This window comes from Brevundimonas sp. LM2 (assembly GCF_002002865.1).
Taxonomy (GTDB): domain Bacteria; phylum Pseudomonadota; class Alphaproteobacteria; order Caulobacterales; family Caulobacteraceae; genus Brevundimonas.
Genome location: NZ_CP019508.1, coordinates 3,129,417 through 3,142,377, shown reverse-complemented (window position 1 = coordinate 3,142,377; position 12,961 = coordinate 3,129,417). Strand labels below are relative to the sequence as shown.

Sequence of the window (12,961 nt, the reverse complement as noted above, 5' to 3'; positions counted from 1 at the left end):
AGCACCTTTGCGGTAAACAGTTTGCAACTGCGAGATCACACAGGGGATGCATTCATGTCGCAGTTCGTTAATCGACTTCCGGGGGTGCTGGCCCTCCTACTGCTGACCGCAGTGCTGTTCTATGCGGGGGGAGCCTTCGCGCAGGACGCCGCGCCCGCCCCGGTCGCGGCGGCCGTCGAGGCGGTCACCGAGGCCGCGACCGCGACCGTAGAGACCGTGGTTCCCGCGGAACCCGCTCCGACCCTGCTGGCCCACCAGGCGGTGGTCGAGGTGGACGCCGCCGCCAGCTCCTGGATCCTGACCTCGACGGCCCTGGTCCTGTTGATGACCCTGCCCGGCCTGGCGCTGTTCTACGGCGGCATGGTCCGGCGCAAGAACGTGATCGCCACCATCACCCAGTCGGTCGGCGTCGCCGCCGTCGTCAGCCTGGCCTGGTTCGGGGCGGGCTACACGCTGGCCTTCGGCGTCGGCCAGCCGATGTTCGGCTTCGACGGCGATACGGTCCAGTCCTACATCGGCTCGACCCAGGCCCTGTTCCTGAACGGCGTGACCATGGAGTCGGCCTATTCGGCCGCGCCCGGCCTGCCGGAATACCTCTGGATCGCCTTCCAGATGACCTTCGCCATCATCACCCCGGCCCTGGTCACCGGGGCCTTCGCCGAGCGGATCAAGTATTCGGCCCTGCTGCTGTTCACCTTCCTGTGGACCCTGTTCGTCTATTCGCCCATCTGCCACTGGGTCTGGGGCGGCGGGTTCCTCGGTTCGGCCGGGGTGCTGGACTTCGCCGGCGGCGCGGTCGTTCACGTCAACTCGGGCGTCGCGGGTCTGGTCTGTGCCCTGTTCCTGGGGGCCCGCAAGGGTTACGGCACCGAGACGATGAACGCCCACAACCCGGTCCTGACCATGATCGGCGCCTCCCTGCTGCTGGTCGGCTGGATCGGCTTCAACGCCGGCTCCGCCTGGGCCGCCGATGCCATCGCCGGTGTCGCCCTGCTGAACACCCTGCTGGCCGCCATGGCCGCCTCCCTGACCTGGAAGATCGTCGAGGTCATCGAGAAGCGCAAACCTTCGCTGATCGGCGTGCTGTCCGGCATGGTCGCCGGCCTGGTCGCCATCACCCCGGCCGCCGGCTTCGTCGATCCCAAGGGCGCGGTGGTCATCGGCCTGATCGCCGGACCGGTCTGCTACGCCGCCTCGGTGTGGTTGAAGAAACTGCTGCGCTACGACGACAGCCTGGACGCCTTCGGTATCCATGGGGCCGGCGGTCTGCTGGGCGCGCTGCTGACGGGGGTGTTCGCCACCACGGCGGTGAACGGCCTGTCGGACGGAGCCAATGTCGCCACCCAGGCCATGGGCCTGGCCTGGACCATCGCCTGGTCGGCGGTCGTGACCTTCATCATCCTGGTGATCTGCAAGTTCACCACGGGCCTGCGCGTCACCGACGCCCAGGAAGCAGAGGGCCTAGACACCACCCTGCACGGCGAAGGACTGGAGCACGTCTGAGACAGAACCAAGGCCGGGCGGGTCTTCCACCCGCCCGGCTGGCCTCCCCATTCAACAACCATTTCTTGAGGGATATCGAGATGAAAGTTCACGCATCCTGCGTCGCCGCTGCGGCCGCGCTCGCCGTGTTCGCGGCGGCCGGCTCGGCCTCTGCGCAAGACACCAGCGTCGCCTTCAATGCCGCCGTCACCACCGACTATGTGTTCCGCGGCATCAGCCAGACCAATCAGGACCCGGCGCTGCAGATCGGGGCCGATGCGACCATCGGCAGCCTGTATATCGGCGGCTGGGCCTCCAACGTCGATTTCGGCGACAGCACCGACGCTGAAATCGACCTGTACGGTGGCTATCGCACCGAGGTGTCGGGCTTCGCCGTGGACGTCGGCGCGATCGCCTACCTCTACGCCGACGTGCCCGTCAATCGGACCTACAACTATGTCGAGGCCAAGGTGGCGGTGTCGCGTGCCGTCGGGCCGATCACGGCCGGCGCCGCGGTCTTCTACTCGCCCAACTTCTTCGGCGGAGACGAACAGGCCACCTATATCGAGGCGAATGCGGCCTATGCCGTCAACGACAAGCTGACCATCACCGGGGCGGTCGGGGAGCAGTTCCTGGACGAGACGGACGACTATCTCACCTACAATATCGGCGCCGCCTATCTGGTGACGTCGAACGTGGTGGCGGACGTGCGCTATTACGACACCGACTACGACACCGGTGGGATCGTCAACGACCGCGTCGTCGGCACGCTCAAACTGCTGTTCTAGACCGGCACCTACCCATCCGGATCGCCCGGCGCAAAGGCCTTCCCTTCCGGGGGAAGGGCCTTTTTCGTGCCCGCGCGCGCGCCGCGGTCATGCCGATCCGATCCGATGCCGACCACTTTTCGTTTCCAGGCGCAGGAAGAGGCTTTACCGGCGAGGCAATCCGGGTGAACGCAGGGGCCATAACCGTCAAGCTCCCCAGCAAACGAGGCGACCTCCACCATGAGCACGACCGACACCGCCCCCCAGAAGGGCACCGGCCTGGCCTTCGCCTACGTCACCACCCTGTTCTTCGCCTGGGGATTCGCGACCTCGCTGATCGATCCCCTGATCGCGGCGGTCAAGCGCGTGTTCGAGCTCAGCTATACCGAGGCCTTCCTGACCGCCTTCGCCTGGTTCATCGCCTATGGGGTGGCCTCGCTCCCGGCCGCCGCCGTCCTGGCCCGACTGGGCTATAGCCGCGCCATCATCGCGGCCCTGGTCACCATGGTCCTGGGGTGCCTGATCGTCCCGCTGGCGACGATGCTGGACTTCTATCCCGGCATCCTGATCGCCCTGTTCGTGATCGCGTCGGGCGTGACCCTGCTGCAGGTCGCGGCCAATCCCCTGGTGGCGGAGCTCGGCTCGAAGAAGAGCTCTCATTTCCGTCTGGTGTTTTCCCAGGCGTTCAACTCCTTCGGGGCGACGGTCGGGCCGTGGCTCGGGTCGCACCTGCTGCTGACCGGGGGCGTCTTCGCCGCCGGCGCGGTCGTGACGGTGGCCACCCGGTCGGAATCGATGCGCAGCATCGACCTGGCCTTCCTGGCGCTGGGCGCCTTCTTCGCCGTGGTCGCGGCCTTCATCTTCTCGGCCCGCAAACAGATCAATGCGGCGGCGCCGGCCAAGACGGCGGGCGATACGTCCCTGATCGCCGCCCTGCGCTCGCCCTGGGCCATCTTCGGCGGCCTGGCCATCTTCCTGTATGTCGGGGCCGAGGTCGCGATCGGGACCATGCTGACCAACTTCCTCGCCAGCGAAAGCGTGTTGGGCCTGCCGCTGGAAGAGGCCGGCAAGATGCTGGTCTGGTACTGGGGCGGGGCCATGGTCGGCCGCTTCATCGGCAGCGCGGTGCTGCGGGTCGTCCCGGCGGCCATCCTGCTGGCGATCTGCACGGTGGTCGCGGCCGGCCTGTGCGCGGTGGTGATTCAGACCGGCGGCGGCACGGCCGCCTGGGCCGCCCTGGCCATCGGCGTCTTCAACTCCATCATGTTCCCGACCATCTTCACCCTGACGCTGGAGCGCTCGTCCGCCCCGGCCTCGGCCACCTCGGGCCTGCTGGTGTTCGGCATCATCGGCGGGGCCATCCTGCCGCTGATTTCGGGCGGGATCGCCGACCGGTCGGGCGGAGTGCTGAACCCGGCCTTCGTCGTGCCGATGCTGGCCTATGTCGCCCTGACGGTGTTCGCCATCGCCGCCGCGCGCAAGACGCCCCAGGGTGATGCCGTTACCCCCGTCGCCGTCGGACACTGACACCCGCCGCCGCCAGTACGCCCACCCACCGACCCTGCGTCCGCTAGGGGTAACCGTATGACGGAGTCGCCTCCATGTCCGATCGCCGGGCCTGTCCTTCTCGCCGTGCCCTGTTGACGGGGGCCTTGGGCATGGCGGTCGCGGGCGGGCTGGTCGCGGCCCCGCGGACGGCCGCAGCGAAGACGGCGGCGGACCGGGCGCGGGTCGACGCCCTGATCGCGCGAATGACGATCGAGGAGAAGGCGGGCCAGCTGAACGTGGTGGCGGACCCCTTCCGGTTCCGGCCCCACAACGTCAATCCGCTGGACGCCCTGGGCGACCCGGCGCGCGTCACCCAGATGATCCGCGACGGCCAGATCGGCTCGCTGTTCAACGGCATCGGGGCCGAGGCCGGTCGCGCCATCCAGACCCTGGCAGTGGAACAGTCGCGGCTGGGCATCCCCCTGCTGTTCGCCGCCGACATCATCCACGGGCTGAAGACGGTGTTTCCGGTGCCCCTGGCCGAGGCCGCCGCCTTCGATCCGGATCTGGCAATGCGCACGGCCCGCGCCACGGCGATCGAGGGGGCGGCCTCCGGCGTGCATCAGACCTATGCCCCCATGGTCGACGTCGCCCGCGACCAGCGCTGGGGCCGGGTTGTCGAGGGGGCGGGCGAGGACGTCTGGCTGAACGAGATCCTGGCCGTGGCCCGGGTCAAGGGGTTCCAAGGCGATCGGGGCCTGGCCGACCGCGACGCCCTGCTGGCCACGCCCAAGCATTTCGCCGCCTATTCGGCGGCGCTGGGCGGGATGGAGTACAACAGCACCGACATGTCGGACGCGACGCTGCGGGGCGTCTTTCTGCCGCCGTTCAAGGCCGCGTTCGACGCCGGCGCCCTGTCGGTGATGACCGCCTTCAACGACCTCAACGGGGTGCCGGCCACAGGCAATCCCTATCTGCTGACCGAGATCCTGCGCGAGGAGTGGGAGTTCCCCGGCTTCGTCGTCACCGACTATACGTCGGATCAGGAGATGATCGCCCACGGCTTCGCCCGGGACGGGCGTGACGCGGCGCGCATCGCGATCATGGCCGGGGTGGACGCCTCGATGATGTCGGGCCTGTTCCTGGCGCACATCCCCGGCCTGGTGGCCTCGGGCGAGGTGCCTCTGGCCCGGGTGGATCAGGCGGTCCGGCGCGTGCTGATGACCAAGGCGGCGCTGGGCCTGTTCGAAGATCCCTATCGTGGCTGCGATCCCGAGCGCGAGCGGATCGTCGTCGGGACCCAGGCCCACCGCGACCTGTCGCGCGAGGCGGCGGTCAAGTCGATCGTCCTGCTGAAGAACGACGGCGGCCTGCTGCCGCTCAAGCCCTCGGGCCAGAAGATCGCCCTGATCGGCCCGTTCGCCGACGACCGCGACGTGTTCGGGCCCTGGACCATCTGGGGCGACGAGAGCCGAAAGGTCTCGGTGTCGGAAGGGTTCCGCGCCGCCATGGACGATCCGGCCTCGCTGGTCGTCGTCGAGGGGGCCTCGGTCGAGACCGAGGTGATCGGCGGCATCGAGGCGGCGGTCCGCGCGGCCAATGCGGCCGATGTCGTCGTCCTCGCCCTGGGCGAGAACAGCCGCATGTCGGGCGAGGCCCAGTCGCGCACCGAGCTCGATCTTCCGGCCCCCCAGCGCGCCCTGGCCGAGGCCATCCGGGCCACGGGCAAGCCCGTCGTCGTCCTGCTGCGCAACGGCCGGGCCCTGGACCTGACCGGTCCGGTGGCCGAGGCCCAGGCCATCGCCGTGACCTGGTTCCTGGGCGGAGAGATGGGCCATGCGGTGGCGGACGTGGTGTTCGGCAAGGTTTCGCCGTCCGGCCGCCTGCCGGTCAGTTTCCCGATGCGCGGCGGCCAGCAGCCCTTCAGCTATGACCACAAGGCGACCGGCCGGCCGGCCGATCCGGCCCTGGCGACCCAGGAATACACCGCCCGCTATCGCGACATCACCAATGTGGCGCGCTATCCCTTCGGCCACGGCCTGACCTATGCGCCGGTCGCCTATGGGGCCGTGAGCCTGTCGAACGCCAGCCTGGCCTGGGACGGGTCGGTCGAGGTCGCGGTGGCCGTGCGGAACGACGGCGATCGGCCGGTCGTCGAGACGGTGCAGCTGTATATCCACGACCGGGTCGCCTCCCTGACCCAGCCGGTGCGGCGCCTGCGCGACATCCGCAAGGTGCCGCTGGCCCCGGGCGAGACCCGCGAAGCCCGCTTCACCCTGTCAGCCCGTCAACTGAGCTTCATCGGGGCCGACGGTCAGCCGACCGTCGAGCCGGGGGAGTTTCATGTCTGGCTGGCCCCTTCGGCCCAGGCGGGCACGCCGGTCCTGCTGACCCTCGCCCCGCGCTGAGGGCGGTCAGCCGCGGGCCAGACGGCCCCGGATGGCGGTCACGACGTCGGCCAGGATCAGATCGGCCAGGCCCCAGGGCTCGATCAGATACCGGCGCGCCAGTCGGCCCGGGTCGCGGACCAGCCGGTACAGCCATTCCAGCCCCAGCGGCCCCATCCAGCGCGGCGCGACGCTCTGGACGCCCGCCTCATAGTCGAAGGCCGCCCCGACCGAGAAGATCACGCTGTCGGGCAGAGCGTCCAGAGTTTGGCCGATCCAGACCTCCTGGCGCGGCATGCCCATGCCGACGAACAGGATGTTCGGCTGGAAGGCGTTGAGGGCGGCGATCACTTCGGCCGTCCCGGCCGATCCCGGCGCGGCGTCGAAATAGCCGTCGCGCACCGCGATCTCGGCCCCCGGATAACGCGCCGCCAGCCGCTGGCGCGCCGTCTCGGCCACGCCGGGCGCGCCCCCCAGATACATCACGCGCCAGCCCTTGCGGTCGGCCAGGCTCCAGAAATGGTCGCGCCAGTCCAGATAGGTGCAGCGATGAAAGGCGCGGCCATGAATGCCGATCAGCCGGGCGAAGGCGATCAGGGGCGCGGAATCGACCTCGACCAGATCGGCCCGGCGGTAGAAGTCGGCCATGTCCGGGTGGCGCCGGACCAGGTTCAGACTGTTCAGGTTGTGATTGGCCACCACCGCCTTGCGGCCCTGGGCGACCCAGGCCTCGACCTGATTCAGCACCTCTTCCGGACGCACCAGATCGACCCTCTGGCCCAGCAGCCGCACGCTTTCGCGCGGCCGCCGCGCGGCGCGGATCGGGCGGCGCGGGGACTCGCGTCGGTCCGGCGCCAGGGCGGCGTCGAGGGTGTTCGGCGACAGATCGGCCATAGGGCCACCCTGGCCGATCCGCCTCAAGACCGGGTAAGCGGACAGGCTTAACGGAGCGTCGCCGGCCGGGTCGACCTGGGGCTCAGCGTTCGACCATGCGGGTGTACAGATGCCAGGTGGCATAGCCGAGCACCGGCAGCACCACCGCCAGGCCCATGAACAGGGGCAGGCAGCCGAGCAGCAGAAGGGCGGCGACACGCAGGCCCCAGGAAGCCACCGCCCCGGGATTGCGCCCCACCGCCCGGATCGAGGTGGCCACGGCCGTCCCGGCATCGACCGGCCTGTCGACCACCATGGGGAAGGACACCAGGGTCAGCAGCACGGTCAGGACCGCGAACACCGCCCCGACCAGATTGCCGACGACGACCATGGCCCAGCCCTCGGGCGTGGAGAACAGCTGTTCGAACCCGCCGACGATCGTCATCGGCCCGACCTGGGCCAGGGTGGCCTGATAGATCACCCAGGCGGCCGCGATCCAGGTCGCGAAGAAGACCAGGGACATCAGGGTCAGCATCAGCAGCGGCGTGCGGCTGCGCCCGTTCAGCGGATCGAAGAAATGGATCCAGCTGGAGCTGATGCCCGCCTCGCGCCGCCGGGCGATCTCGTAGAAGCCGGCCGCGGCGGCCGGGCCCATGACCGAAAGCCCCGCGACGAGCGGGAAGAAGACCGGCAGCAGCCGGTCGTTCAGCGCGATCGCCGCCGCCAGCAGTCCCAGCACCGGATAGAGGACCGCCAACACCAGGACGTCGCCGCGTTTGGCGCTGAAGTCCTTCCACCCCTCTGACAACGCCCAGTTGATGTCCGCCTGCGTGATACGTCGCACGCCGGGTGCGGCGGTCGGGCGCGGGTCGACGGAAATGCTGGACATGGCAGGCTCCGGGAACAGGGACAGGGTGGTGGTGGGGGGCGGCGAACTCTCGGGTCAGGCTGGGGTTGGGACAGGCACGTGAGCCGACGCTAGGCCTCCGATGGGCCCCGCGCTACCGAGGGGGCCGTCACGGCTTGGTGATCGCTCCGGTTGCGGGCCTCTCCCGCAGGAAGGCGCGCACGGGCGGGAGCGACCGCGCGGGGGCCTCCTCCTGCGGCAGGTGACCCAGGTCGGGGAAGGCCACCAGACGGACGTCGGCCAGGTGGCGCTGATAGTCGGCGGCGTTGGCGAAGGGGATCATGCCGTCCTGCTCGCCCCAGACCAGCAGCACCGGGGCCCGGATGCGGCGCAGCATCGGCGCCGGGTCGCGGAGCACCGTCTGCTCCATCCGGTCCAGCATGGCCTGCCGCGCGCCGGGGGCCAGCATCAGGTCGCGATAGCGGGTGACGGTCGGCTCGGTCAGGGCGGAGGGGTCGGCATAGCCTACAGCGATGTTCGACCGCAGCAGGCCGCGCGGCAGGACATAGCGCATGGCCTGCATGACGACCGGCACCTCGGGGGCCTTTCCGTATTCGAAGCCCGGGCTGGCGAAGCCGTCGGGTGAGACCAGCACGAGGCGGTCGACCCGCTGCGGATGCTCGGCCGCCATGGTCCAGGCCAGACGGCCGCCGATGGAGTTGCCGACGAAGGCCGCGCGCGCGACCCCCAGCCGGTCCATCATGGTCCGCAGCAGGGCGATGACATGGTCGTCGTCATATCTGCCGGCCGGATCGGGTGGCGACAGGCCGGAGCCCGGCAGGTCCAGCCGGATCACGCGAAGGTCGTCGTCCAGCGCCTGGGCCCAGGGCTCCCAGGTGTGCAGGCTGGATCCGAAGCCGTGGAGCAGGATGACGGCGGGGGCCTCGCGCGGGCCGGTGTCGCGGACGTGCAGGCGGGTGCCGCCGACCGCGATCATGTCGCCGGGGCGGGCCAGATAGAGCCGTTCGAGCTCGGCCCGCGACTTGTCCGGCGCGTACAGCCACAGGCCGAGACCGACCACGGCCACGGCCACCAGCGCCAGGGCGACGCGCAGGCCGGGCTTCATGCGGTCCGGGGCGCGTCGGTCATCCGATCAGGCGGCGACGGCGGTGCGGGCCAGGGCGCAGTGGCTCCAGATCTCCGACAGGGCGTCGATCAGCCGGTCGATGTCGCCGTCGTCGTGCACCGGCGAGGGGGTGATGCGCAGCCGCTCGGTGCCCAGCGGCACGGTCGGATAGTTGATCGGCTGCACATAGATGCCGTGGTGCTCCATCAGCCAGTCGGAGATCATCTTGCACTTGTGCGGGTCGCCGACCATCACCGGGATGATGTGGCTGTCGTTCGGCAGGTGCGGGATGCCGGCGACGTCCAGACGCGCGCGGACGCGGGCGACCCGGTCCTGATGCCGGGCCCGCTCCATCTCCGAGGCCTTCAGATGCCGCACGCTGGCCGCAGCCCCCGCGACGACGGCCGGGGGCAGGGCGGTGGTGAAGATGAAGCCCGAGGCGAAGCTGCGCACGAAGTCGCACAGGGCCGAGGAGGCGGCGATGTATCCGCCCATCACGCCGAAGGCCTTGCCCAGGGTGCCCTCGATCACCGTGATCCGGTCCATCAAACCTTCGCGCTCGGCCACCCCGCCGCCGCGCGGACCGTACAGGCCGACGCCGTGGACCTCGTCCAGATAGGTCATGGCCCCGTGTTTCTCGGCCACCTCGACGATCTCGCGGATCGGGCCGATGTCGCCGTCCATCGAATAGACGCTCTCGAAGGCGACCAGTTTCGGCCGGCCGGGCTCGATCTGCGACAGCAGTTCGTCCAGGTGCGCAGGGTCGTTGTGGCGGAAGACCTTGTATTCGGCCCGGCTGTGGCGGATGCCCTCGATCATCGAAGCGTGGTTGCAGGCGTCCGACAGGACCACGCAGTTGGGCAGGCGCGCGGCCAAGGTGCCCAGGGCGGCCCAGTTGGAGACGTAGCCCGAGGTGAACAGCAGGGCCGCCTCCTTGCCGTGCAGGTCGGCCAGCTCGCGTTCCAGCAGGACGTGGTGATGGTTGGTGCCGGAGATGTTGCGCGTGCCCCCGGCCCCGGCGCCGCAGCTGTCCAGCGCCTCGTGCATGGCGCGCAGCACGTGGGCGCTCTGGCCCATGCCGAGATAGTCGTTGGAGCACCAGACGGTGACCTCGTCCGGCCCTTCGCCATGCTTCTTCGCTTTCGGGAAGCTGCCGCGCTTGCGCTCCAGCTCGGCGAAGACGCGGTAGTTGCCGCTGTCGCGCAGGGAGTCCAGCTCGGTCTGGAAGAAGGTCTCGTAGTTCATGGCGGTGGTCCCCCAGGTCATTTTCTTACGCGTGGTCGTTGATCGGTTCGGCGGCGGTCGGACGCGCGACCGGGACGGCGGGTTTGGTTTGCTCCAGGGCCCAGCCCCACAGGGCGCGGTCGGGCGAAGGCAGCATCAGGAAGCCGTGTTCCAGCAGGCCCAGCGCGGCCAGCATGAACATCAGGGCATAACCGACCTGGGTCCCGCCCGTGCTCGCCAGAGCGGCGTCGCCGAGCATCAGCGTCACCACGATCGCGACGGCCAGCGACAGCGGGAACAGGGCATTGAACCGGGCGCGCCGGAAATAGCTCTGCAGGTATTTCAGGCCGGCCGGCAGGAAGGCGATCGGGGGGTTGGGCACGCCCAGGAAGATGTTCAGCTTGGTCGACAGCCGCATGCCCAGCAGCAGCAGGAAGGTCAGGGTCCCGGTCTGGTTCGGCTGATCCCAGGTCAGGGCGACGAACAACAGAGCGGTCAGGGCCAGGGCGATCTCGTGATGGATCACGGTCTCGGCCGACAGGGTGAACCGCTTCCAGCCCTGCGCCCCGAACGGACAGGCGGTGCGGCGCGGGCCGGTCAGCTTGCCCATCAGGAAGCCCATCTCGTGCCAGCCCCAGACGGTCAGGGCGCAGCCGAAGGCCAGATAGGCGCTGGTCACGCCCGGGTCCCGCGCCGTGATCATCACGCCGACGGTCGCCGCCGCCGCCAAGCCGGCCGAAAGCCCCAGGCTCCAGCCGAAGGTGGCGCGGGGCCGCCGCACCAGCCACAGGATCGCGCCGGTGGAGACCCACCAGAGCAGGGCCGCGATCAGCAGGGGCTGGAGGAAGACGGCCATCGATCAGTAGGTCGGGGCCAGGCGGACGTCGGCCGGCAGGGGGTGCTTGTCCACCGGCAACAGATACAGACCCGCCAGCGTCGCGCCCGCCTTCAGCACCAGGCCGAACCGCTTCAGCCCGCCGACCATCCCGCCCTTGCTCTTGGCCTTGGCGATGGCGTCGGAGGTCCGGCGCAGCCGCTCCATCCCGGCCCGGAAGCGCGGATCGTCGGTGCGCAGGCTGATTGGATAGACCTGTTTCGAGATCTCCGAACAGATGCGGAAAACCTCGTAGTCGTAGGCGGTGATGTCGACGCCCAGCGCCTTGTGGAAGGCCGGCCGCATGTGGTCGCGGACGTACATGGTCGCATAGACGCTGAGCAGGAAGAATCGGATCCACCAGACGTTGCCGCCGCTCAGCAGCCTGGGATCGTTGCGCATGATCAGGGCGAAGGCCTCGCCGTGCTTGAACTCGTCGTTGCACCACCGCTCGAACCAATTGAAGATCGGGTGGAAGCGCTTGTCGGGGTTCGCCTCCAGATGGCGATGGATCGCGATGTAGCGCGCGTAGCCGATCTTCTCCGACAGATAGACGGCGTAGAAGATGAACTTGGGCTTGAAGTGGGTGTATTTCTTGACCTTGGTCAGGAAGCTCAGGTCCACGCCGATCCTGGCGTCCTTCAGCGTGTCGTTGATGAAGCCGGCGTGGCGGCTCTCGTCGCGGCTCATGTATTTGAACAGGGCGCGGATGTCGGGGTTCTGAACCCGCTTGGCGATCTCGGCGTAGAGCACGCAGCCCGAGAACTCCGACGTCAGGGACGACACCAGGAAGTCGGTGAACTCCTTGCGCAGGTCGTCGGGCAGGTTCTCGATGATGCCGTCGAAGGCGGCGTCGCGCTTGAAGTGGTCCTTGTTCACGTCCGCCGCGAACTCGGCCATCAGGGCGTCCCACTGGGCCCGCACCGGGGACACGTCGATGCGGTCCAGGGCGGCGAAGTCGGTGGTGTAGAAGCGCGGCGACAGGACGGTGTCCTCGGTCGCCAGCTTGAAGGACGACTCGGAATTCACCTTCTGCCGCGCGGCCTCGCGACGGAGCGCGGCCAGGCCGGGGGTTTCCTCATAGGTGTCGAAGCTTACGGCGGTCACAGGGTCCTCCGGGGGGTGAAGCTGACTTCGTACAGCTCGTTCATTTCAAAGAAGCCGGCGCAGGTGCGGGTCCAGACGCGCTCCAGGAAGGAGGCGCGGCGCAGGGTGGCCATTCGGCGGAAGGTGCGGCGCTCGCCGAAGGCGACGTGGATCGGTTCGCCATGCACCTGGACCTCGTCGCCGGGACGGATCACGGGATCGCCGTCCAGGGAAACATGGGCATGCAGGCTCTCGTCGGAGTGTTCGACCTCCACGGTGCAGCCCATCTGCAGCGGGCGGTTCATGCGACGGTTCCCGGGTTGGCGGCGTCGCCCTCGGGCGCGATCAGATGGATGAAGTCCATCCGGTTGGTGGGGCCGAAGGCGTTCAGATTCAGCACCCGGCCGGTGGCCAGATCCTGGATGGTGACGGCCCCGTCCGACCACTGGGCGACGCGGAAGGGCTGGTCCGATCCCAGGCCCTGGGCGCGACGATCGCGGACCAGGCTGCGCAGGACGCCGCGCACGAAACCGCCGGAGGCGGTGGGGATCATCCGGTCGGCCTCGCCGACGGCGACCACACGCACGGCCCCGTCGGGCAGGTCGTGGAAATACAGGTCCTCGGACTGGGTCACCTGGGCGACCCGCGCCGCCTCGGTCCTGGCCGCCGGCGAACCCACCAGGCCCAGCCGCGAGCCGCCCACGGCGAGCAGCGACGACCCGACCAGCAGGATGGCCGCGATCAGCGGGCCTTTGGGGAAGGGTTTCTGGTCGTGGGCGGACATCGGTCGGGCTTTCTGTTCGGACG

The 12,961-nt window shown here is 69.2% G+C and carries 12 protein-coding genes; 4 read left to right on the top strand and 8 right to left on the bottom strand.

Features of this window, described 5'->3' with window-relative positions; all coding sequences use genetic code 11:
* Positions 1 to 54: 54 nt before the first annotated feature.
* The 4 genes from BZG35_RS15570 (at position 55) to bglX (ending at position 6,145) form a co-directional block, all read left to right on the top strand.
* Positions 55 to 1,503 (top strand): ammonium transporter, encoded by a 1,449-nt coding sequence (locus BZG35_RS15570; protein WP_077357015.1) that lies wholly within the window; start codon positions 55 to 57, stop codon positions 1,501 to 1,503.
* 80 nt (positions 1,504 to 1,583) lie between these two features.
* Entirely contained in the window at positions 1,584 to 2,270 is a 687-nt protein-coding gene (locus tag BZG35_RS15565; RefSeq protein WP_077357013.1) for a TorF family putative porin, read from the top strand.
* A gap of 219 nt (positions 2,271 to 2,489) precedes the next feature.
* The gene (locus BZG35_RS15560) at positions 2,490 to 3,776 is read left to right on the top strand and encodes a sugar MFS transporter (protein WP_077357011.1); all 1,287 of its coding nucleotides are present in this window, start codon (positions 2,490 to 2,492) and stop codon (positions 3,774 to 3,776) included.
* Between the two features lie 74 nt (positions 3,777 to 3,850).
* On the top strand, positions 3,851 to 6,145 hold the full coding sequence (bglX, locus tag BZG35_RS15555) for a beta-glucosidase BglX (RefSeq protein ID WP_077357009.1): 2,295 nt from the start codon (positions 3,851 to 3,853) through the stop codon (positions 6,143 to 6,145).
* A 6-nt stretch (positions 6,146 to 6,151) separates the two neighbouring features.
* Here the strand turns inward: bglX and BZG35_RS15550 are convergent, their stop codons facing one another.
* The 8 genes from BZG35_RS15550 to puhC form a co-directional block, all read right to left on the bottom strand.
* The gene (locus BZG35_RS15550) at positions 6,152 to 7,018 is read right to left on the bottom strand and encodes a WecB/TagA/CpsF family glycosyltransferase (RefSeq protein WP_077357007.1); all 867 of its coding nucleotides are present in this window, start codon (positions 7,016 to 7,018) and stop codon (positions 6,152 to 6,154) included.
* Positions 7,019 to 7,100: 82 nt separating this feature from the next.
* Positions 7,101 to 7,886 (bottom strand): DUF2189 domain-containing protein, encoded by a 786-nt coding sequence (locus tag BZG35_RS15545; protein WP_077357005.1) that lies wholly within the window; start codon positions 7,884 to 7,886, stop codon positions 7,101 to 7,103.
* A 127-nt stretch (positions 7,887 to 8,013) separates the two neighbouring features.
* On the bottom strand, positions 8,014 to 8,970 hold the full coding sequence (locus BZG35_RS15540) for an alpha/beta fold hydrolase (RefSeq protein ID WP_077357003.1): 957 nt from the start codon (positions 8,968 to 8,970) through the stop codon (positions 8,014 to 8,016).
* A gap of 27 nt (positions 8,971 to 8,997) precedes the next feature.
* A complete protein-coding gene (hemA, locus tag BZG35_RS15535) occupies positions 8,998 to 10,215 on the bottom strand; it encodes a 5-aminolevulinate synthase (RefSeq protein ID WP_077358199.1) in 1,218 nt (405 codons plus the stop codon).
* A gap of 25 nt (positions 10,216 to 10,240) precedes the next feature.
* Positions 10,241 to 11,050 (bottom strand): putative photosynthetic complex assembly protein PuhE, encoded by an 810-nt coding sequence (gene puhE / locus BZG35_RS15530; protein ID WP_077357001.1) that lies wholly within the window; start codon positions 11,048 to 11,050, stop codon positions 10,241 to 10,243.
* A gap of 3 nt (positions 11,051 to 11,053) precedes the next feature.
* Positions 11,054 to 12,175, bottom strand: a complete 1,122-nt coding sequence (acsF, locus tag BZG35_RS15525) for a magnesium-protoporphyrin IX monomethyl ester (oxidative) cyclase (RefSeq protein ID WP_216351859.1) — start codon at positions 12,173 to 12,175, stop codon at positions 11,054 to 11,056.
* A complete protein-coding gene (locus BZG35_RS15520; RefSeq protein WP_077356999.1) occupies positions 12,172 to 12,459 on the bottom strand; it encodes a hypothetical protein in 288 nt (95 codons plus the stop codon). The genes acsF and BZG35_RS15520 overlap by 4 nt, the downstream gene beginning before the upstream one ends.
* Positions 12,456 to 12,938 carry a photosynthetic complex assembly protein PuhC gene (gene puhC, locus BZG35_RS15515; protein ID WP_077356997.1) on the bottom strand — a complete coding sequence of 161 codons (483 nt, stop codon included), beginning with the start codon at positions 12,936 to 12,938 and terminating at the stop codon, positions 12,456 to 12,458. Before puhC ends, BZG35_RS15520 begins: the two co-directional genes overlap by 4 nt.
* Positions 12,939 to 12,961 lie beyond the last annotated feature (23 nt).